This is a genomic window from Alicyclobacillus kakegawensis NBRC 103104 (assembly GCF_001552655.1).
Lineage (GTDB): Bacteria > Bacillota > Bacilli > Alicyclobacillales > Alicyclobacillaceae > Alicyclobacillus_G > Alicyclobacillus_G kakegawensis.
In genome coordinates this window covers 1-22091 of sequence record NZ_BCRP01000009.1, presented here as the reverse complement: position 1 = coordinate 22091, position 22091 = coordinate 1, and the positions used below count along the sequence as shown (strand labels likewise).

The 22091-nt window shown below is 58.9% G+C and carries 18 protein-coding genes; 5 read left to right on the top strand and 13 right to left on the bottom strand.

Annotated elements, in window-relative coordinates:
* Positions 1–12: 12 nt before the first annotated feature.
* From AK2_RS08680 to AK2_RS08640, 9 genes are all read right to left on the bottom strand, one after another.
* Entirely contained in the window at positions 13–2505 is a 2493-nt protein-coding gene (locus tag AK2_RS08680; RefSeq protein WP_083521009.1) for a CRISPR-associated helicase/endonuclease Cas3, read from the bottom strand.
* Positions 2502–3263, bottom strand: a complete 762-nt coding sequence (cas5, locus tag AK2_RS17785) for a CRISPR-associated protein Cas5 (RefSeq protein WP_369406133.1) — start codon at positions 3261–3263, stop codon at positions 2502–2504. The genes AK2_RS08680 and cas5 overlap by 4 nt, the downstream gene beginning before the upstream one ends.
* Positions 3264–3292: 29 nt before the next feature.
* Entirely contained in the window at positions 3293–4243 is a 951-nt protein-coding gene (cas7b, locus tag AK2_RS08670) for a type I-B CRISPR-associated protein Cas7/Csh2 (RefSeq protein ID WP_067933422.1), read from the bottom strand.
* 33 nt (positions 4244–4276) lie between these two features.
* Positions 4277–6304: a type I-B CRISPR-associated protein Cas8b/Csh1 gene (gene cas8b / locus AK2_RS08665; RefSeq protein ID WP_067933420.1), complete on the bottom strand. Its 2028-nt coding sequence runs from the start codon at positions 6302–6304 to the stop codon at positions 4277–4279.
* A 4-nt stretch (positions 6305–6308) separates the two neighbouring features.
* A complete protein-coding gene (gene cas6, locus AK2_RS08660; protein ID WP_067933419.1) occupies positions 6309–7064 on the bottom strand; it encodes a CRISPR-associated endoribonuclease Cas6 in 756 nt (251 codons plus the stop codon).
* A gap of 491 nt (positions 7065–7555) precedes the next feature.
* Positions 7556–8380, bottom strand: coding sequence for an energy-coupling factor transporter transmembrane component T family protein (locus tag AK2_RS08655; RefSeq protein WP_067933418.1), 825 nt, complete (start codon positions 8378–8380; stop codon positions 7556–7558).
* Positions 8367–10115 (bottom strand): ABC transporter ATP-binding protein, encoded by a 1749-nt coding sequence (locus AK2_RS08650; protein WP_067933414.1) that lies wholly within the window; start codon positions 10113–10115, stop codon positions 8367–8369. Before AK2_RS08650 ends, AK2_RS08655 begins: the two co-directional genes overlap by 14 nt.
* Positions 10102–10671 (bottom strand): ECF-type riboflavin transporter substrate-binding protein, encoded by a 570-nt coding sequence (locus AK2_RS08645; RefSeq protein ID WP_067933412.1) that lies wholly within the window; start codon positions 10669–10671, stop codon positions 10102–10104. Before AK2_RS08645 ends, AK2_RS08650 begins: the two co-directional genes overlap by 14 nt.
* Positions 10672–10984: 313 nt before the next feature.
* A complete protein-coding gene (locus AK2_RS08640) occupies positions 10985–12193 on the bottom strand; it encodes a threonine synthase (protein ID WP_067933410.1) in 1209 nt (402 codons plus the stop codon).
* Positions 12194–12423: 230 nt separating this feature from the next.
* On the opposite strand from AK2_RS08640, the gene AK2_RS08635 reads away from it, so the two are divergent.
* A complete protein-coding gene (locus AK2_RS08635) occupies positions 12424–13668 on the top strand; it encodes a dicarboxylate/amino acid:cation symporter (RefSeq protein ID WP_157076282.1) in 1245 nt (414 codons plus the stop codon).
* Positions 13669–13779: 111 nt separating this feature from the next.
* Here the strand turns inward: AK2_RS08635 and nadA are convergent, their stop codons facing one another.
* The 3 genes from nadA to AK2_RS08620 all read right to left on the bottom strand — a co-directional run bounded on the left by nadA (position 13780) and on the right by AK2_RS08620 (position 16697).
* Complete coding sequence (nadA, locus tag AK2_RS08630; RefSeq protein WP_067933408.1) at positions 13780–14736, bottom strand: quinolinate synthase NadA; 957 nt, start codon at positions 14734–14736, stop codon at positions 13780–13782.
* Positions 14737–14908: 172 nt separating this feature from the next.
* Positions 14909–15589: a macro domain-containing protein gene (locus tag AK2_RS08625; RefSeq protein ID WP_067933404.1), complete on the bottom strand. Its 681-nt coding sequence runs from the start codon at positions 15587–15589 to the stop codon at positions 14909–14911.
* A 121-nt stretch (positions 15590–15710) separates the two neighbouring features.
* Entirely contained in the window at positions 15711–16697 is a 987-nt protein-coding gene (locus AK2_RS08620) for a Gfo/Idh/MocA family protein (protein WP_067933402.1), read from the bottom strand.
* Between the two features lie 167 nt (positions 16698–16864).
* On the opposite strand from AK2_RS08620, the gene gluQRS reads away from it, so the two are divergent.
* The 4 genes from gluQRS (at position 16865) to AK2_RS08600 (ending at position 21107) form a co-directional block, all read left to right on the top strand.
* Complete coding sequence (gene gluQRS / locus AK2_RS08615; RefSeq protein WP_067933400.1) at positions 16865–17875, top strand: tRNA glutamyl-Q(34) synthetase GluQRS; 1011 nt, start codon at positions 16865–16867, stop codon at positions 17873–17875.
* 156 nt (positions 17876–18031) lie between these two features.
* Entirely contained in the window at positions 18032–19042 is a 1011-nt protein-coding gene (locus AK2_RS08610; RefSeq protein ID WP_157076281.1) for a helix-turn-helix transcriptional regulator, read from the top strand.
* A gap of 396 nt (positions 19043–19438) precedes the next feature.
* Positions 19439–20242, top strand: coding sequence for a Dam family site-specific DNA-(adenine-N6)-methyltransferase (locus tag AK2_RS08605; RefSeq protein WP_083521005.1), 804 nt, complete (start codon positions 19439–19441; stop codon positions 20240–20242).
* A 193-nt stretch (positions 20243–20435) separates the two neighbouring features.
* Positions 20436–21107: a response regulator gene (locus AK2_RS08600; protein WP_067933391.1), complete on the top strand. Its 672-nt coding sequence runs from the start codon at positions 20436–20438 to the stop codon at positions 21105–21107.
* A gap of 81 nt (positions 21108–21188) precedes the next feature.
* Here AK2_RS08600 and phtC read toward each other — a convergent pair whose 3' ends face one another.
* Positions 21189–21929 carry a 3,4-dihydroxyphthalate decarboxylase gene (gene phtC, locus AK2_RS08595; protein WP_067933389.1) on the bottom strand — a complete coding sequence of 247 codons (741 nt, stop codon included), beginning with the start codon at positions 21927–21929 and terminating at the stop codon, positions 21189–21191.
* Positions 21930–22091: the final 162 nt, after the last annotated feature.

Below are 22091 nucleotides of genomic sequence, written 5' to 3'. Positions count from 1 at the left end.
TGCCCCCTCTCGTTACAACATAAGTTGGATATCTTCCGGCTGATAGGCCAGCCCTGTCACCGGGTGGTAATACTCGTGCCCATTCCCCACGCCAGGCAGGTACCACAACCCTCCATCTCCAATTGGCTGTGCACCTAATGACATGGCACGCTTCGCGCGCACGGAAAGAATGTAGCCATGAAACTCTGCTTTCCGTCGCAAATACGTTTCCTGACGCCGACGAAAATCCAGCTCGTGTACAACGTCTGTCTGGTACCACGTCCATAACTCTGCGGCTGACTCGTCACATTCTACGAAGAGATTTACATACGACGGATACTCGGTGATTAAATGAAAGTCACAAACCGCCAACCCGTCACCTTCTTTTCCTGGAGAGAAGTCAAGATTGGCGGCCGAGCGCCAGATCTGCTCCGAGTCTCCCTTGGATATGGTGTCAGCCAGCGTCTCAAAATAATTTGTCACAAGCCGGGGTAACGCAGATTCCGGTATCACACCTGCCCCAGAGCCACCCAAATGTTTGTCCAACGCTCGTAGTGTAGCTTCCGACTTAAAGGCCTTGTAGACCACTTCCATCGAACTGCGCGCTCCAGACTCGCGCAGGAGCTGAAATACGCGCACCTCCCCCCTGTCGGATGAAGCGTTGTTGCGATTACACCGGCCTGCCGCCTGCACTATGGAATCGATCGGTGCCAATTCTCGGTATACCACGTCTACGTCCAGATCGACCCCCGCTTCGACAACCTGCGTGGCTACAACGAGAACGGGATGTCCGGCTCTACTTGCAGCGACGATCTCCTCAACACGCTTCCTGCGTATAGCCGGCACCACGTTCCCAGACAAGTAGCTTAAATGTTCCACAGTGCCTCGTAATTGCTGCTCAAGCCGCTGAAACACCTCTATCGACGTATGAATCGTGTTGAAGATGAGCAAGTATGACTGATCACGCCGGAATCTCTGCAGAAAATCGTCTATAAACTGGTCCAGGGATACGGGTGAGAGATCCACGTACAGATCAACCCGATCCAATTGTTCAAATAAATCCTGCACTTCCTGAGGCTCCCCAGCCAATTCGACGGCTCCGGAGACCAATAGTCGGGGCTGGGTCGCCGTCATCAGGATGACCTTCATCCGCAATTCTTTCACAGCAGTAGTCAACAAATTGCCAATTAGGGGCCAGTATTCGGCAGGTAAACTCTGCACCTCATCCAAAATCAAAATCGAATTAGCCAAACGGTGCAAACGTTTCAAGGCACGATTTCGATAACCCAACAACGTATCAAACAGTTGCACAAACGTGGTTACAACACATTCACTATCCCATCCTTCCTGCAGCATCAAGGCATCTTCGACCGGCAGCTCAACGCCATCGCGTTGAGCCTTGACAGGGGCCAAGTGGTGATGCATCATCACATATTGATGTTCATTGCCGCTGAAGGCATCCAGACTGCTCAGGACGCTTCTGAGTACCTCATAATTTTGATCGATAATGCTCGTAAATGGCATTGCATAGATGACGCGCGGGACCCCTTGTCCTGTGGCTTGACCGTGATTTCTCAGGTACATCGCTGCTGCGAGGGCAGACAGGGTTTTCCCGCTCCCAGTCGGGGCAGTCAGTGTGAACAACCCGTTTTCGCAAAAATCTCTTGCGCGCTGGCGAACCCTCTCGTATAGCCCCCGTCGCACAGTGGCCATGCCATGAACCCCTCTAAATCTCTTTGCGACATAGTCATCCACAATGGTGGCAGGTATATCCACACGTGTGGAAGTGACAATGTGTGCGGCATCGCGCTTGTCTCCATCAATCAACGCCGAGAAGCATCGAAGCAACCGCAAGAACACGGGGTGGCCCTTCATGTCAGCCGTACGACGATACGAACGGGCATCCTTGACCAACCGACTAAATGTCTTCCACCAGCCATCTTCAACAAATTCCTGCACATGTGGAACGAAACCCTCGGGCAGCAGATTGGGCAATCCATAAGCTGCCCTGCCTAACTCGGCAGCGACATCGCTCATATGCGTCGCCAGATCGCGCACTTGGTGGGACGCTTTGAACAGCGGATCGGAGAGTTGGTTTGTTATTTCAAACGGATCCGCTGCACGCATGCATTGCCTGCCAATGTCTACGTCGAGATTGGCCAGGTCTCCATGGTGATGTTTGATCGCCAGATAAATGAGCAGTGGATCCCACTCTCGCAGCCACTGGTGAGTGGCGAGAACCCTATACGCTTCAAACGCACCATACAATGCCGATATGAATGAGTGTTGCTGAAAACCCTTGGGGTGAACATGGCCGGTGACAAGATAGGTCTGAAAGTAAGACGTAAACTTGCCAAAGTCGTGGCACAAACCCGATAGAGCTCCAAATCTCTGCAGACTCACATCACGGTCGGCCAATGCTGCGGCTGCAGCATTGGCCACCGCTTGTAGGTGGTCGGATAGACGAGTCCGGCGAGAGATCCGTCCATCGGCTTCACGCCAGACGTGAGAATCGTAATCCCTCACCTTAAAGACTCACCGTCCTCAGCAAAGGCTATGACTTCCGAATGGCCGCCTGTAAAATGCAATCGCCAAGCTGGGGAGCGCAATCGCAAGGGCATGGGATTCCCAGAACGTTCCAGGATAAATTCCCGGCTCCAACCGTGAGTGCGATGTGGTCCGAAGCTGTATGGCATCAGGTCCTTGACCGCTTCAACAGGCTTTCCCATGTTATCGTCAAAACCGGAGGCCCAGCCTGCCACATCATCCAAAAGGCAAGGGGTGACGACATCAATATCGGTTCCCGCGGGAATAAGTTGCAGGCGGTCAACGGTAACGAGCTCCACCCAGTGCAAGGACGCAAGCATGGAAGCCGTTCCCAGAGCAACTGGATAGACCGGTTTGTGCTCGGCTATCCGTTCCACCAGCTCGCTCATGACGGCTGAGTCCCTATGGGAGAAATATATTCTGTATGTTAGGACGCCCTCCCCCGTTTGCGGTATGACCAGTTCCGTGGGCACCTGGGTATGGCCATTGGACCCCGACAAATCCGATGGAGATTTCACAAACAAGTTGTTTATCGTTTGCATGACGGTACGCACAGGCGTGCGCAGGGACACAGTCAACCAAGAGTTTCTTGGTCCGAGCTGCTCATAATAGGAATCCCGCTCCAGCCCCAATATAGCGGCTACGATGCCGCTAAGGGTTGTTCGCGGAGGCACCAAGTACGTGAGAGAAGAGGAATTCGTATGAACCTTGCGGAAGTGGGCCATTCTCCCGCTCATTTCAAAGACCACAATGCCATCGGGAATGGTCATGAGCCCGTCACTCTCGCACCGCTTTCAACTGCAATCACCTTTCTAGGAACGAGTTGTTCCATCACTGTGGCCAGAGGCGCCGCTTTTTCTTTATACAGGACTGAGAAATCGGGGTGCTGCCAAAGATGAACAGCTGCAATGCGTTCCTGATAAGCGAGAACGCGTTCCACAAGCCGATCAACGTGCAGCCGGACATCCCCTGTTTCGCGCAAATTCTCCTTCTCCTCCAGATTGAGAAGTTCACGCCAATCGCCCAGGATAGTCCGGTCATCCGTGTACTCCACGCGAAGATAAAGCCGCGGGTACTGTCCGATCTTGCTGCGGGTGGTCTGCAATGGAATGGCCTCCACCAAAGCTTGATCCAACCAGGCTAGATCCCCCGGTTGCAACCGCGTGAGTTCTGCGCGTTTCCCGCTGACGACACCGGCAAACGCCAGTAAGGAATAGTAGACCCGATAATCTTTGCCAAATGTGCCCTGACTTTTTTCCTCCTGCGAGCTGAACCGGGAACTGATGGTATAGGAATTCACCAGGTCGACATGGTTTAACGAATACCCCCACGTGAACTGCACAGGTCCCGTGACCTGAATGGAAGAACCAGAGCCTGCTGACTCACCCTTGATGGGCATGGTCGCCCCGAACAAACGAATGTCAATCAACCTGTCCAAAATCACAGGCAGGTCGGCGACGGTCGGTTTCTTGTTGCCACCCATGACACTCTGCAACCGCTTGTCTGCTGTCACAACCTCGCCTTGTTTTGGTTGCGCAACATACAATTCGTGCCCCATGTCCTGAAGATAATCCCGGATGTACCGTTTGAGGCGCACGTCACTCACCAGGTTGCGCCTCGCCTGATAGTCCATGCGAGGACGATTTTCATCGTCCGGATCGCCGTTGGGATTCGCCAATCGCGCGTCGTACAAAAACAGCAGTTCACTGTTGTTCATTTCGGTGTCCTCCCTTGTATTTTGTGCAATGGATTATGATTCTGAATCCCCGACCAAGCTTTCTGGCATCTGTGTATTCTGCCTCCGGTGAGAAAGAATCTGCTTGCGTCGGTAGGCAAAGCCGGTGAGAATGTAGAATACAGCTTCCTCATCGGTCAGCCTGTACTCAGCCTTCCAGCGTGGCGGATTGGTCTCCAGGGCTTGGGCAAAAGCAAAGTGCATGCGGAACAACGCTTCGGATTCGGTTGACCACTGGAATAACTTATATTGCTGGAAAGCTTCCTCAATCTTTCCAACCAATCGAATCACGTCAGCCGCGCTCATACCCCGGTAATTGATCTTCTCCAACACTGGCATGGTCTTGAGATTGTTGTTCCATTGCGCGGTGGCCACGCTGCATACAGCCGCTCCCAACCAAAACAGGGCCTCCTGCGAGGCACGATACCCAACCTGCCTGAGGAAAGCGTCTGCATCCAAATGAGTGTCTCGCTGCACATCTTTCGCCTCCCTATGAAACGGAGATCCCATGAGCTGCTTCAGGTCTTGCAACATCGACAGCACCATATTCGCCAACAGAACGTCATCGCTCAGACGAGATAATTCAAACCCAGCCTGCGGCGCCATGACATTCGTGGAGGCGTAGCGGCCAAAACGATGAATCTGTATCAATTTGCAGAAGGACTCCATCAGGGTTCGGTACGATATCGCTTGTCCCGTCAGCAACGCGTCAAACAGTTGCAGCACGCGCCGGTACTCTTCACTCCGATTCGTCCGCGTGACAGGAATGAGACGGTACAGTGCTGTGAAATCAGGCGTCCAGCGGATTCGTTCCTGGTTCGTCCCACGAGGGCCAAACAGGTCCTCACCTAGTCGCTCATACCGTCGAAAGGCGCGACGCAACTCCTGGAACCGAGTTCGCGGGACGTCCCGAACCAGGTTATACAGGCGCAGCTCCGCGTTGTTCCACACATGAAACAACAAGTTGACTACATAACCGAGGTACCCGTATTCTTCCTGATCCATTTGTATCTCGTCCTCCAGGTCAGCGATGCCCGCGAAGTTCACAACGGATTGGACCTGATGACGAACGAGCCTGGTCCATGCCCGGGGGTCTACCTCGGATGAATTTGGACCTAGAATCTCAGGAATGACGTAGAAACGCAGGTGACCTATTTGTGTTCTCATGTGGCCGTGCACAAACGCCTCCGCGGCCAGGAGAGCCTTGTAACACGTGGAGCAGACAACCAAATTCCGGTTGAACCTCTCCCTCCGCACGCCGCTGGCGAATGAAATCTTGTCCGTGTTGTAGTACTTGAATTTCATGCGCGTAAAATTGGCTGTGACCAGGTCCTCTGCCCCGCATGCTGAACATATGCCTGGCGAAGCTTCCTCCGCAAAGATATTCAGAATTCTGTCATGAACCACCAGCTCGCGGTAATCCGGATGATCTACAATTCGTTTCCCGTCGATGCATAATGACCACAGCACGACGCGGTTGCTGCTGATATTGGCCGCTTGCATAACCCGTTTTTCTATATCCGGGATAAACGTTTTCCCGCGAATCGTTTCCTCCGGGTTCGTTTGCCGGGAGCCCACCACTTCTTTCCACTCATCCGGGTGCAGGAAACCAAGCGCAACGAGATCGAGCACATAACGGTAACGTTCTTCAGGCCCCCGCTGTGGTCCTAAATCCACCATCCAGTGCGCTTGGATGTCCGAGAGCGTCGTTTTCAGCGACGAACCGTCCGGAAGCATCTGTTGTAGGTTCACGATGGTCTGGGATAGAATGTAGCGCAGGGAATTCGTTGTAGCGGTCCACTGTGGGCTGTTTGGACCTGCCGCGTTCCCAACCCAGAGCAATTCCTCGGCAAGGCGCTCCCTGTCACTTTCCCGACATTCAACTTTTTGGAACTCCAATTGCGGACGGTGAGTATCGATATTGACCCAAACGATGTACGGGTCTTTTCCCTGTACTGACGGCATGGGCTGCACCAATGTCAAGAGGAGATCGTCCTCACCACGGGCCAACATGCTTCCCAAGCGCACCATAGCATCGAGCATGGTCTCACCTCCCTCGGGAAAAGATGTCAATCATGCCAAATCCACCTGAGTTCTTCATCCCGACCCCCGCATTCCAAGCCAATTCCAACATTTTCCTTGTTCCTCGCAGTCGGAAATCACCGTCCCATCCGTGAACTGGTGTGTCTTGGTAGAGGATGATTCGCTCCTTGAGGCTGTTTTCGTCTACCGGGATCATCTCAAACTGAGCATCATCGTCGGTGATGTCCATCCCCAATGCTGTAGCCTTCAAAATTAGATTCTTGCGAAGCAATGACGTGAACTCAGGGGTGCCCGGACGATAGTAGTGTGTAAACTTGCGTCCGTCGGGTTGTTTCACGGTCCTATACACAGTGACAGGCGACAGCAGACGAATCTGGGATTGCGTTGTGGTTCCGGTATAGGTCTCGAGCCTGACAGCCCCCACTTGTACCTCCATCCCTCCCAACAACACATGCTTTGCTTTGAGAAGAGACATGGAAAAATCGTAGATGAGCTCGTCTAACGCGCTGGCCACCGTCCAACGGACTGGCCCGTGAAAGGTGATGGTTTTTGATTTCCGGTCCATCACGTACGGTCCTTCCAAGCGCGAAAACGTAAAGAGTTTTACCGGCTTGCCTTTCACCCTTCGCAAGCCTTGGTCGTGTAACACAGTCCGATAGGGCGTGTTCAGGTAGCTGTACCACACACCCGCCAACAAGTGGTTGTATTGAAGAGGCAGGCGCAAGGGTGTCTTGCTGATAAACTCGAGCGAGATCCGCATCCATTCACCTCCATTCAGAAGAAACTGATATATGAATTATAGCATCATTATGCTTCTATATTGAAATCTGAATAAAACTTTCTAGATATAGGTGTCTGAAGAGAGAAATCAAAATACACTCGTGACAACGACGGAGTCTATTTACAGGAATTGTCTTCCCTTGAGCTTTGCAGGCTGTATGATACAATCGCCCTTCTTCACGAGAGTCATTGTCTCCGTATCCCCTGCTGCTTCCCGACAATTCCTGTCTGCCTGGACAAAACCAAGAGTAAATCCCCAGGGTGACAGATCACGTCACGGAACAAAAGTTCGCCTATGAATTTCGCCGCCTACTTGAGAGCGACATCACCTGTGGCCGCAGCCACGCATAACGCGCATAAAAAGCAAAAAAGAAGCTGCCCTTTCACTTCGGGCAGCGGGGCACAACCCACCAGTCAAGTGCCGCCTTTCCCTAAAACGCGATGGACCACCCTTGATAGGGTCCCTTCGCCTTACGGAGCCCAGAACGAGGAAAATACCGTCCACTTCAAGTAAATGGATACTCCCAAAACCGCCAAGGAGGCCAGACAAACCACATAATCCAGCCTGCTGAACTGGGTGGCGCTGTACCAGGTGCGCGTCTTGCTCCGCCCAAACCCCCGCAGCTCCATAGCGTCCGTCACGGTTTGAACCCTATCCAGGCTGGAGAACACGAGCGGGACGACGATGGCCGCCATTCCCTTGGCTTTCTTCCATATCCCCAGGCGATTTCCGGTCAGGTCAAGGCCGCGAACCTGTTGTCCATACGCAATATGTTGGAATTCGCGCTGCACGGTGGGCAGGTAGCGAAGGGCTATGTTGAGGGCATAAGCAATTTTATACGGGAGCCCGAGTCGATGCAGACTGCTGGCAAGACGCCCAGGATGTGTGGTCAATACAAACAGGATGGCCATGGGAAAGATGGCCGCGTACTTGATCATGAGCATCAGGCTGTACACGAGCGTCTCTCGGGTCACCCGCACGGGCCCAACGGAAAGCAGCACGTGCTGGACGGGAAAGTAACGCCCAGCGTATCCAGGAGTCAACACGTTCGTAAGCACGGCCGTCAGCAAAACAAACCCAAACAGCGTGAAAACCATCGTCCGGATCTGCGAAAACGGGATGCCTGACAAGGATATCAGCCCTATGCCCACCAGCAGAAAAACGGCCAACACCCGCATGTCGATGAAAAGAAAGATCGAGGCGGTCCAGGTGCCTAAGAGGACGATTTTCGTACGTCCATCCAATCGGTGCAGGAATGATTGCCCAGGGTGGTACTGGAGACTAAGCGGTTTCACCTGATGCCTCCTCCCGTTCGATAAATCGCCGAATGAGGCTCTCCGCCTCGTCAGCCATGCCCAATCGCTCGGCGAGCCGATACAGGCTTGTCACCTGCAGTCCCGCCTCCATGAGCAAGGATTGATCGCTGAAGACCTTGGAGACGGGCCCGTCCCCCCGCAGGCGCCCGTGGGCAAGTACCAAAGCCCGGTCCGTGTATTCCAAAGCCAACTGCATGTCGTGGGTCACCACCAGCATGGCGATGCCTGCCTTGGCAAGCCTGGAGATGAAGTTCATGATCTCTCGCGCGTGCCGATAGTCCTGGCCGGCCGTTGGCTCGTCCAATATCAACATGCTGGGTCGCAGCGCCAGCGCGGCGGCGATTGTAAGCCGTTTCTTTTGGCCGAAACTCAACGCGTGGATGGGCCAATGTCGATAGCCCGCCAGGTCGCAGATGCGAAGTGCCTCCTCCACCCGCTGCACGACCTCGGCCTCCGCCAGCCCCCAATTGCGCGGGCCAAACGCCACCTCGTCAAACACCTTGTCCTGGGACAGCATGTGATGCGGGTTTTGCATCACGTACCCAATCGCCCGCCCGTGCTCGGTCACCGACCAACCATCCGTCTTCTCGCCGTGGATACGGACGCTTCCGTGCCGCGGTTTCAAAATCCCCAAAAGCAAGTGGCACAGAGTCGACTTTCCCGCCCCGTTGTGCCCCAGCAGAGACACGCGTTCACCCGGATAGACGGAAAACGAAACGTTGTCCAGTGCAGCATGACCACCCGGGTACGCGAAGCCCAGGTCGCGAACCTCTACCACCGGCGGCTTTGGCGAAGGGACGGGGGCCCCCCGATTCAGGTCTTCCTCTTTCCGGGGGTGCGTGGCCCACTGAACGGCGCGCTGGACCGTGCCGTCCCGAGGCACCTGGTTGACGGTGACAGGCACAGACTCCGCGTCATATGTGGCCCCCATGCGCTGAAGCGCCTCCAGGTACAGGGGGAGGCGAATTCCCGCTTTTTCCAGCCGTCCCGAAACCAGCATCTCCGCGACGCTCAAGTCCGCCTGGATGCGTCCGTCGTCGATGAGGATGATCCTGTCCATATCCATCGCCAGGACATCCTCCAAACGGTGTTCGATGATTACCACAGTCTTGCCCAACCGTTTGTGCAATTCGTCGATGAGCAGCATCATCTGCCGGCCACTCTCCGGATCGAGATTCGCAAGCGGTTCGTCAAACAGGAGGATGTCCGGCAGCATCGCCAGCACGCCCGCCAAGGCCGTTTTCTGTTTCTGCCCGCCGGACAAATCGTGCGGGCTCTGCTCTCGATGAGGCCGCATTCGCACGACATCCAGCGCCTCCTGCACGCGCTTTTTCATCTCGTGCAACGGCATCGCTTGGTTCTCCAAGGCAAACGCAACATCCTCGGCGACGGTCAGGCCGACAAACTGGCTCTCCGGATCCTGCAGGACGGTGCCCACGCAATCGGCGATCTCACTGATGCGGGCCCGCGATGTGTCCTTTCCTGCAACGCGAATTGTCCCCGAAAGGCGGCCGCGAAAGCTGTGCGGAATCAACCCGTTGATGCATCGGGCCAAAGTGGACTTGCCCGATCCGCTCGGCCCGACGATGAGTACGCGTTGACCCGCCCGAATCTCCAGGCTGACGTCCCGTAAGCTCGGGTCCGCCAGGCCAGCGTACGTGAACGTGACACCGTGAAGTGAGATGACGGGTTGCTGACGGTCACGAAGCGCCAACTTGCAGATTCTCCCCGGTCTTTCTCCGCCTTGACACCGCCGCAAGCAAGGCCAGGCCCAAGGTGACCACCCACGCCGAATTGACGAGCGCAGGAATCAGCGCCCACGACACCACCGCGGTCAGAAACGGCGTGCCGGTCGCCCAGTCAATCAAGGACGGCAGGACAAGGCCCACAATATTCCCGGCAATGTTGAGCACGGCAATCAGGATGTAATGCTTTCCTTTGACCAGGCCGCGGTCTAAGTCGAAGTCGCTGAAAAGGTAAATGAGTCCGGCGATCAGACCGATGATGCCATTGCCAATTTCCCAGTGCGGATAGATCTGGCCCGCCAGCAGGTCGGTGAGAAACGACCCAATGGCCCCCGCGAAGAAGCCGACCAGGGGTCCATACCACGCAGCCAGGAGTGTGAGGATGACAATAGCCGGCCGCAAACTGTTTCCAGCTACTGGAATGAAATTCGTGGCGTAAGACAACAGTCCGTATAACACCGCTCCAATCCCTATCACAACCACACGCTTGGTACTGATGCGCCATGCAGACTCCTTTGTGAACAATGAGATTCCTCCTAAAAATTCCTGTTCGTGGCACAGGTGGACCCACGTCAGTCCCTGGACGAGCGACCCATCGGCCAGTCCTACCATTCGAAACACTCAATCTGGCTGGATTACCCGAATTCTAATCATTAGTTTTCCAAGATGTCAAGTATGAATTTTGTGTTCGGGACATGGGCGAAGAGATGACCACAGAGACAGGGCACAAAACGCCGCAACACCTCAGCAAAAAGCGGCCCACGCCATGCGGGCCGCTGGTCCACCGGATGAATCCGCGTCGTCAAGCCACTTCAGGTTCAGGTTGGCATCCTTTTCATCAAGACAAATCATCCTCCGGCCGCAGCGTGGGCACGTCCACCGATACCGTGTTCGGGTATTTGATGCCCGCACCCGTGTTCAACAAAACGACCGACTCCCCGTCGCGGATCCAGCCCGATTCGCGCAGTTTGCGCGCAGCCGCGAGCGTGGCGGCTCCCTCGGGACAGATAAACGCACCTTCCTGTCGCGCCAGGTCCGCCTGTGCCCGCAACGTCTCCTCGTCGTCAATCGCGATGGCGCACCCTTCCGTCTGATACACAGCTTCCAGGACGAGAAAATCGCCCAAAGCCTTTGGCACTGTGATGCCAAAGGCCACAGTGGACGCATTCTCCCAAAATTCACTCTCTGTTTTGCCCTGCTCCCACGCCCGCACCAACGGCGCGCAACCGCTGGCTTGCACACAGACCAAGCGCGGCACCTTCTCGCCAATCCAGCCAAGGGCCTGCAACTCCCGCAGCGCCTTGTAGATGCCGATGATGCCAACCCCGCCGCCAGTCGGATAGAGGATGACGTCCGGCACCTCCCAGCCGAATTGCTCCAAAATCTCAAGCCCCATCGTCTTTTTCCCCTCTAGACGATACGGCTCTTTCAGCGTGGAAGCGTCAAACCAACCGTGCTCGGCAACCGCCCGCCGGACGATGGCCCCGGCGTCGCTGATCAACCCGTCGACAAGATACAAATCAGCCCCGGCGATGGCGCACTCGTTGCGGGTAATCGCGGGCGCATCCTCCGGCATGACAATGACGGCTCGGATGCCTGCCCGGGCCGCATAGGTGGCCCACGCCGCGCCCGCATTGCCGTTGGTGGGCATTGCCACCACTTGGATGCCCAGCTCTTTGGCCCGCGAGACGCCGACGGCCGCCCCCCGCGCCTTGAACGATCCGGTCGGGACCAGCCCCTCATCCTTCATGTACAGCCGCGGGACGCCTATCGACTCCCCGATGCGCGCGAGCGGCACAAGCGGGGTCATCCCTTCCCCGAGCGACACCACGTTCTGTTCCTCCTGCACCGGCAGCAGCTCGTGGTAACGCCACAGCGTATTCGGGCGGCCCGCCAAGTCATCCTTTGACCATTCGCGGCGCATGGCCTCGAGGTCGTATCTCGCCAATAGCGGCGATCCGCACGCACACACCTGTTGAGGCACATCCGCCTGATACGTCGCACGGCACTTGGGACACTCCAGATGGGAAAGGTAACTGTACCGCATTGAGTCTCACTCCTTCATCGCGGCGCCGCAAGCGGCAAACGTGGGCCATCAACCGCCAATCCTCGTCTTGTGGGACGCTGCCGGTCCTTCAATCTGCGCCGCCAGTCCTGGGCATGGCCTTGACCTTACCCATGATACATGACCTGGATCCCCAGGAAAAGCCATAATTCGAAGGTTTATATGGTTGACTTATAAACTTACTCGGATAAAATCGACCAGAGGTGATTGCGATGAAGCGACTTTCATTCCCCGTCCAAATCGTCATTGGGCTCGCTGCCGGCCTGATTGTGGGCTTGTGCAGCAAAACGCTCGGCATCTACATGCAGGATGTCGGGGACGCGTTTACTCGTTTGATTGAAATGGCCATCATTCCCCTGATCTTCCCGCTTATCGTCCTCGGTGTTGCGCAAATGCGCTCCCTGCGCCGCTTGGGCCGCATTGCGGGAAAGGCCATCCTGTACTTCGAAGTGGTGACCACCGTGATCCTGCTGGTGGCCGTGATAATCGGAAATGTGATCCCTGTCGGAGCGGATTTCCCGCTGCCACACACGTCAACGGCTGCCCTGCACGGCTTCGCCCAGGGGATCGATTTTCAGCAATTTCTTCTCAACATTATTCCCGACAACGTCTTCGCATCCTTCGTCAATGGCGATCTGTTGCCGATAGTATTCTTCTCGCTTTTCCTCGGCCTCGCCATGGCCGCCGCGGGGGAAACGGTGCAGCCCCTTTACGATGTATTGTCGGCCCTGTCGACCGCCATGTTCAAAGTCATTGAATACGTGGTCCGATTCACCCCGATTGGCGTATTCGGCTTCATCGCCTACGATGTCGCAGAATATGGATGGGGAAGCCTGCGTTCCATGGCCGAGTTCGTGCTCATCGCCTACGTGGGGATGCTTGTGGTCATGTTGGTGATTCTCCCTGTCACCGCTCGCCTGTTCGGTGTCCGGTACTGGACGTTGATCCGATACATCTGGGACCTCATCGCGCTCGCCTTCGTCACCCGCAGCTCCGAGGTCGTTTTAGCGCCCCTGACTAAACGCCTGGAACAGTTCGGCGCCCACAATTCCATCGTCTCCTTCGTGCTGCCGGTCGGGTACTCGTTCAACCTGGACGGCGCCACCGTCTATGAGGCCATTGCCGTGTTGTTTTTATCCCATGTATACCACTTGCACTTGTCATTGGGACAACAGTTTGAGACCATTGGACTGCTCATGATCCTCACCAAGGGCCTGGCCGGTGTGCCGGGAGCCGCCATCGTCGTGTTGATTGCCACCGCCAAGGCCATCGGACTGCCCCTGGAGGGCATCTCGCTGCTCGTCGGCGTCGACTTCATTGTCGATATGGCCCGCACCGCGGTCAACGTGGTCGGAAACTCGCTCGCATCCGTTGTGATTGCGAAATCGGAGCGTTTGTTCCAACCTCAAGAAGAGACGCCACGCCCGCTTCCAGTCGAAGCACAAGGGCGCGTGTAATTCCCGGCGGCACGGCCCGGCGTCGACGCAGCTTGCAGCTTACAAGGCGCAATGCTGACAGCATCACAAACGCCCCAGCCGCAGCGACTGGGGCGTGCAAACACTCCCGCCCTACCCTATCGCAACCATCCGCTCAATCGCCACACGCGCCTGGCGGGCGATGCCTTCCGGCACCGAGATGACGTGGCGCGTGTGGCGCAGGGCGTCGCGCACCTTTTCCAGGGTGATCATCTTCATAAACGGGCAGACCGCGTCCGGGTTGGCGGGGAGGAACCGCTTGCCCGGGCTTTGTTTTTGCATCTGGTGCAGGATGCCGGTCTCTGTGGCGACGATGAACTCCTCCGCGTCCGACGCCAAACTGTGCTTGAGCATGCCGCCGGTGGAGAGAATGTGCGTCCGGTCGCGCGGCAGCGTGCCCTCCGCGGCCAGGTACATGTTCGACGTCGAGCACCCGCACTCAGGGTGCACCAGCAGCTCTGCGCGCGGATGATTCTGCAGGACGGTGCGCACCTGGGTCGGCCGGATGCCGGCGTGCACGTGACACTCTCCCATCCAAATGTGCATGTTGTCGCGCCCGGTCACCTTCTGCACGTAAGACCCGAGAAACATGTCGGGCAAAAACAAAATCTCCTGGTCACGCGGAATAGATTCCACCACCTGCACGGCATTGGACGACGTGCAACAGTAGTCGGCGAGGGCCTTGACCTCGGCCGTGGTGTTCACGTAGGCGACGACCACCGCATCCGGGTATTGGGCCTTCCATTGCCGCAGCTCATCAGGGGTGATGCTGTCCGCCAGCGAACACCCTGCCTGCAGGTCGGGCAAGAGCACGGTCTTGTCCGGATTGAGCACGGCCGCGGTCTCGGCCATGAAATGCACCCCGCAGAATACGATGACGTCCGCATCCGTGTTCGCCGCGGCGCGCGCCAAGGCCAGGGAGTCCCCGAGCACGTCGGCGACGTCCTGCACCTCGGGGCGCTGGTAGTTGTGCGCCAGGATGAGCGCGTTCTTCTCGCGCTTCAGGGCCTCTATCTCCTCCACCAACCCGGCCTCAACAGAAGCCAGCATCGGCAATCACCTCGTCTTCGTTTGTCGATCCGCCCGCATCAAGCGGGCAAGCGCCTGCCCAAACTAACTGTATATACAGTTGAATTTACATGATGACCCGTGAAAAAGCCAGCCCCCGCGAGGCTGGCTCCTCACTTTTCCAGGTGTTTCGCCCTGGTGGCCGTCTATCCCGTCAGCCGCCTGCCTTTCCCGGCTCCTGCTCCGACAACGGGCCCGCGATGTCATCCAGCGCCTGCTCGTATACCTGCAGGTCCGCGTCTGAGAACAGCACGACCCGAATCTCGCGAATGGATCCGGGCGGTGGCGGAGGGGTGGACAGGCGGACACCCGGGACGGCCGGATCGACCAAGGGGAGAGGCGCCTGGGACGCCAAGTCCTCTCCGTTCAGAAAGGCAAGCATCGCTCGCAGCGCCAGCGGAGCCGCACGGCGGATGGGGAATCCGAACGCCCCGGTGCTGATGGAGGGAAACGCGATGGAGGCGATGGGCGGCTGCCCGACCGCGATGGCCAGGCGCAGGGCGTTCCAATAGGTCAGGGCCAGGGTTCGGTCCGGATCGTCATCCGTGGCGTACACAGGCCCGGTGGTGTGGACGACATACTTGGCGGGCAATCGATACCCGTACGTCAACACGGGCTGTGCGGTGGCGGCCAAAGCCCCGTGCAGCACCTGCTCACGCACGCGCCGGCAGGCAATCAGCAATTCGGGCCCGGCGGCGCGGTGGATGGCGCCGTCCACCCCCCCTCCGCCGAGCAGCGTGCGATTGGCGGCGTTGACGATGGCGTCCACCGGCTGCTTCGTGATGTCCCCGCCCAGGAGAGAAATGGTGCAGCCCTGGTGGGCATACTGGCGCATAGATACGTCCCTCCTTGGGTGGCCATCCATGGCCCTCCGCGGACCGCGGATGGGTGGATGCCTTCAGCATGCAAAATGTCGGCCGCCCTGCCTCCCTCCTCAAGCCCATGTCCCCGGCCAATCACCGCCCGTGGGCGGTCGTGTCGCGGCCCACAGCCTGGTAAATGGCGTCGAGAATCGCCATGTTGCGCAACGTTTGCTCGGGGGTTTGGCGCAGCGTCTCCTCGCCACGGATGCAGGCGCTGAAGTGTTCCACCTCAAGCCGGTACATGTCCACTTTCGGCACCCGTTCCACCCGCTCACCGTCCTGGTTGCGCCAGATGATGGACGGATCGCCTTTGTCCGGCCGGAACGGCCAGGTGACCACGAGGCTCCCTGCCTCCCCCGCCAGCTCCACACGCTGCCTGTCCGCCGCCGCAAACGAGGCGTCGAAGTGCGCCAACACGCCGCCGGGGAAGGCCAGGGCTGCCGTTACCGCCCGGTCCACGCCGCGCTTGTCCAGATCCCCGACCGCCCGCACCACCTCGGGCAACGCGTCGCCGGCGAACGACCGGATGACATGGACGCAGTAACAGCCGACGTCGTACAGCGCTCCGCCTCCCTCTGGGTACCAGCGGATGTCCTGCTCATTGCGCAGCCAGAACGAAAAACTGGCGTTGATGAGGCGCAGCTTGCCCAGCGCCCCCTGTTCCACCAGCTCGCGCACCCGGGCCCATTGCGGATGGAAGCCGTACATAAACGCTTCCATGAAGACCACGCCGTTGTCCCGGCAGACCTGCACCATGCGCTCCGCCTGCGCCCGGTTGAGGGCGGCCGGCTTCTCACACAACACGTGCTTGCCCGCCTCGGCCGCACGCACCGTCCACTCCGCGTGCAGGTGGTTCGGCAACGGGATGTACACCGCGTCGATGTCCGTATCGGCCAACAGCTCTTCGTACGATCCGTACGCTCTCTCAATCCGGTTGCGCTCGGCGTAAGCCATCGCCGTCTCGGGGCGGCGGCTGGCCACCGCTGTCAACTCCGCCCCCTCCGCCTGGTGCAGGGCTGGAATCAACGCCCCTTCGGCAATCTTGGCGGTGCCAAGAATGCCCCAACGAATCTTGCGCACTGGACGCTCCTCCTCCCGGCGAACCATGATCTACCTCTGTTTGCATCGTCTTGTACAGAATAAGCGTATTCATATTGCCCAATGTTCGTCAATAAGAAGGTGGCCCGCCATCCGGACGCAGCGCGCACGGACGCCGATGGTATCATAAAAGGCAGGTGAGGATGGGAATGAACGAGGGAACCAACGGACGGGAGACGCGTTCTTTGGTGCGCGGCCGGTTTGCGCCGACCCCCTCGGGCCGGCTTCACATCGGCAACGCGCTCGTGGCGCTGCTGGCGTGGCTGCAGGTGCGCCAGGCAGGTGGAGAGTTTGTCCTGCGCATCGAAGACATAGACCGCCCCCGATGCCGCGAGGAATACGTGGCCGATTTGCTCATCGACTTGCGCTGGCTGGGACTGGATTGGGATGAAGGGCCTGACGTGGGCGGGCCCTACGGCCCGTACCGACAACGGGATCGAAGCCAACATTATGAAGAAGCGTTGGCCCAGCTTGAGGCGGGCGGGTGGCTGTACCCGTGCTTTTGCAGCCGCGCCGACTTGGCCCGCGCAGCCAGCGCCCCGCATGGCCTGGCCGCCGAGGGACCCGCATACCCGGGCACGTGCCGGCATCTGAGCGCAGCCGAGCGGATCGCCAAAGCACAGCAGAAGCGGCCGGCGCTGCGCTTTCATGTCCCGGATGATGCGGTCGAATTCCACGACGTCATCCTCGGCAAGCAGCGCTTTCAGGCGGGCGCCGGCGGCGACTTTATTGTGCGACGGGCGGACGGCTTCTTCGCGTACCAGTTGGCCGTGGTGGTGGACGACGCGGCCATGCGCATTACGGATGTGCTGCGCGGCGCCGATCTGCTCGATTCGACGCCACGGCAGGTGTGGTTGTACGAGGCGTTGGGCTGGCCAGTGCCCAGGTTCGCGCACGCCCCGCTGGTGACCGACGCCGCCGGTCGGCGCCTGTCCAAGCGGGAGAAGTCGCTACACCTCGCCGCCCTGCGCGAGGCGGGCGTGCCGCCCGAGCGTGTCGTCGGCCAACTGGCATACTGGGCGGGACTCATCGACCGGTTGGAGGACGTGCGGCCCGAAGAACTGATGGGCCACTTTTGCCCGCATCGCCTCCCGGCATCCGTCACGCCCGCCCCGGAGACGTGGCGCCTCGGTGCCTGGCCGTGGCAGGAGAGCATGTGAACTGCGGTCAAAGGAGGCCGCAGAGCGACGGCCACCCAATCCGTGTGCCGGCGCGCCCGACTCCCTGGCTTGGCCGCCCGGCTATTGACGGTTGGCTGGGGCAAACCTATCATCTTGTATGGAATTGGCAGATTCTTGGATGATTGGGTGAACGCGATGCCCGATTCACAAAGCGTCCGCCTGGCCGGGCGGTTGTTTGACCTCGTCCACCTGATTTGGCAACACCCGAAAGAGTACACCGCCGCGCGGCTGGCCGATTACTTCCACACCTCCGTGCGCACCGTCCGCCGCGACATCCGCACCCTGGAGGACGTCGGCATCCGGGTGGAGTCGGAACCGGGGGGCGGCTACTTCATTATGCAGGACCTGCGGCGCATGCCCGCGCCGCTGAACGACGCCGAGAAGATGGTTCTGGAAATCATGCCCTCGCTGCTCGCCGGCGCGCTGGCCCACGGCCGCGTACACCCGCTGCTCTCCGCCTACCAACGGGCGATGGAAAAACTGCTGAACCACTCGTTCCCGCCTGCCCAACAGGCGGCGCTGGTCGCCGACGGCGCCTCCCCGTCGCTGGCGGCCGGTATGAACGAGACGGCACAGTCTGTCCAGGACGGCGTGATTCTCGAGATCCTGCAGGCCATTCGGCGCAGCCATACCCTGCGCATGGTCTACCGCAAGATCACCTCTCCCGCCTCCGAAGTCCGCCTGGTAGATCCGTACGCCCTTGTCCCCGAGAAAAACTCGCTCTATATCGTGGGCTATTGCCACCTGCGCCGCGCCTTTCGCACCTTCAAGGTGGTGCGCATCGAAAGTGCGGAGTGTTTGCCCCAGCCGTTCACGCGCCAACGGGAGTTCTCCCTCTCCCAATTCCTCCGCTCTGCCTGGGGCATAGACCAGTCCGGCCCCGAGTCGGACATCCACCTCCTCTTCACCGCGGAGGCGGCACGTTACGCGAAGGAAGAAATCAGCGGTGAGCGGCTCCTGTCGACAACCGAGTGGCCAGACGGGCGCTACGAAGTCTGGGTGCGCACCCACTGGAACCGTGAGTTTCAGCGCTTCTTGCTGCAATACGGGGCAGACGTGGAGGTCTTGGAGCCGGCGGCCCTGCGGGCAGACATGCGGAGAGAGATTGAGGCGATGAAAAAACGGTATCGAACGGACGTTCCGTGACGCGATATGACACCCCCGCGCGTTAGGCTTCGGGGCATAGAGAGAATCCGAGCGAGGCTGCCGTCCTCCGCCGGGCGGCGCTTGGTTCCGGCCCGGCCGCAGGGCTGGCCTGGCACGGACGCCACCGCGCGGGCGGCGGCCAACGCGAGGCGCCCAAGGGGAAAGGGTAAGTGGCTCCCCGGTCGAACGATGGGTGTACCATCCGGTCGGGGGGCTGCGGGCGTATCCGCGTCTGTGCCGGTTGTATCGCGCGACATTCTCCCCCTCAAACCGATGGAACTTTCCGCATGCCGCGTGATAGACTGGTCGGTGGTGCCTACGGATGGCCCGCCTCACCGAACCGCTTGACATCACTTTGCACGCTATCCCGCAGAGGAGATGAAAAGGAGACACACCATGAGGCCGTTCTTGAAGTGGGCAGGGGGAAAATATCGAATTGTACAACGCATACGGGAGCACCTGCCTGACGGCAAACGCCTCATTGAGCCGTTTGTGGGATCTGGGGCCGTCTTTCTTAACACCGACTTCGACGAGTACATCCTGTCGGACATCAACCAGGACCTGATACGGGTATATGAAATCCTCCAACAGGATGGCGATTCCTTCATCTCCTACTGCAAACCATTGTTCACCCCCGAGAACAACGCGCCCGATAGGTACTACGAGTTGCGCACCGAATTCAACGAAACCGACGACCTGTGGCGAAAGTCTGCGCTGTTTATCTACTTGAACCGACACGGTTACAACGGGTTGTGCCGGTACAACTCCAATGGAAAGTTCAACGTTCCGTTTGGGCGTTACAAGCGGCCGTATTTCCCCGAACCAGAAATGCGCTATTTTGCCCACAAGGCGCAAAGGGCCAGGTTTTGCTTGGCCGACTTTCGCGCCGTCATGGAGCAGGCCCAACCGGGCGATGTCATCTACTGTGATCCCCCCTACGTCCCGCTTTCCAAGACGGCTCGTTTCACCGATTATGCCGCAGGTGGCTTCGGCCCGCAGGACCAGGCGGATTTGGCGCAATTGGCCGCGGCGCTCGGCAACAGAGGGATTCCCGTTCTGATATCGAACCACGAGACCGATTTCACGAATCAGGCGTACGCGGCGGCCAAGATCGAACGCTTTGATGTCCAGCGGATGATCAGTTGTGACGGCGCGAATCGCGGTTCGGTGACGGAGGTCTTGGCCCTGTTTGGCACCTGAGCAGCGCCTGCCGCACACAAAGCCTGCTTGCAAGCCCCCGTTCCATAAGCCCTGCTGACTTGACTAGTCCAAACGCACCCTCCCCGTTCCCCGGGGGACTCCTTTGGACTCGTCGGAAAACGGTCCAACCCGGCCTTTCGGCACCAGCAGAGACCCCCGTATCCTCAAGGTGGTATGGGAAGGGGAGACTGCCATGGAGGAAACAGCTGTGATTCGCGTCCTGATTGCCGATGAACTGGAACTGCTGCGGGCCGGCCTGGCCTGCATCCTACAGTCCACCCCGGGCCTTGTGTTGGCAGGCCAGGCCGCCAACGGGGAGGAAGCGATAGCCGCGGCGCAAACCGCTAAACCGGACGTGGTCTTGATGGACATGAACCTGCCGGACATGGATGGCTTTCGGGCCACCCGGGAACTTTTGCGCAGCCAGCCTTCCGTCCGCGTGGTCCTGATGGCCACAGATTTGAGGGAGGACACGCTTGTCAAGGCCATCTCGGCCGGGGCTGCCGGGTACATCCTGAAAAACGCGCCCCCGTCAGAGGTGGTGGAAGGGATACAAAAAGCACACCGGAGTGAGTACGTGGTCCCGAGTCAAGTGACGGTGCTGGTGGTGCGGCGTCTGTTGCGGGAGTACGGTGAGAAAGGCGAGTTCACGCCGCGGGAAACGGACATCTTGCGCTGGTTGACCACGGGTGCCACGAACAAACAGCTGGCCCAGGCGCTCGGCATCAGCGTCAGCACGGTCGGCAATTACATCCAGCGGCTGCTGAAGAAGCTGGGCCTGGAGAACCGCGCCCAGCTCGCGGCCTATGCGGTCCGGGAAGGGTATCAATTGGACCCACAAAAACAATTGGAGACACGATGGTGACTAGCCTTCATTCTACCGCATAGACGCGCATCCGCCCATCGCCGCCAGCGCCACCTGCTCCCGCCCTGCCCGGCCAGCAACTTAGTTTTCCTGCAGCGGCGCCCCTTCCCAATGCGCCAGTTTGCGTACGTAGAACCGCCACACCCACTCCTCGTTGAACGTGCGCCCGAGGTCCGGCAGCTCCCGCAGGTCCTCTTCCGAGATGGAAGCCACCGTCCGGCCGGTCTGTGCGGCTTGTAGCGTGACCTTGGCCAGCGCATGGAAGTTCAACGCGCGTACCACGGTTTCCTCCAGCGTGCGCCCCGTCACCGTGATGCCATGCCCCTTCATCAAGCAGATATGGCAATCCCCCATCGTCTGGACGAGCGGAAGCGCCAGTTCCGTACGTGAAATGAGGTAGGCGTGGGGAAACACGGGAATGCCTTCGACAGCCATCCGCATGGCGGGGATGTTATAAGCACCGAAGATGGGCTTCCAATCCAACTCCGTGATGCCGCACACCAGAGCGGCAGGCGGGTGCGCATGAATGACGCAGCCCACCTCCTGCCGCGCGCGATAGATCTCCGCATGAATCGGCAGTTCATTCGGCACGCAATAGCCTTCTTCCGCCCCCGCCCCGTCGAACGTCACGCGCTGGATTGCGTCCGCCCGTGTGTACGCCACGCCCGCTTCGTGCGGGCCGCGGCAACGGATCCACATCTCCTCCGTGCCAGGAATACGCAGGCTGACGTGCCCGAGGATTTCATCGACTAACCCCTCCATACCAAGAATCCTGCACGCCGTGGCGATGGCCTCCCGCGGCTGCTCCAGTGCGCTGCTCATCCGCCTTCACTCCTCCGCCATGTGTGGGGCGGTGACCCGGTCGACCTCGACCGCCTCACCTTTGGCGCCACACGCGTGACACCACCAGAAACAGATGGACCGCCCCGCGTCCGAATATGGGTTCACCAGGCTGCGCGGATTCACCAATGATGCTCCGCAGCG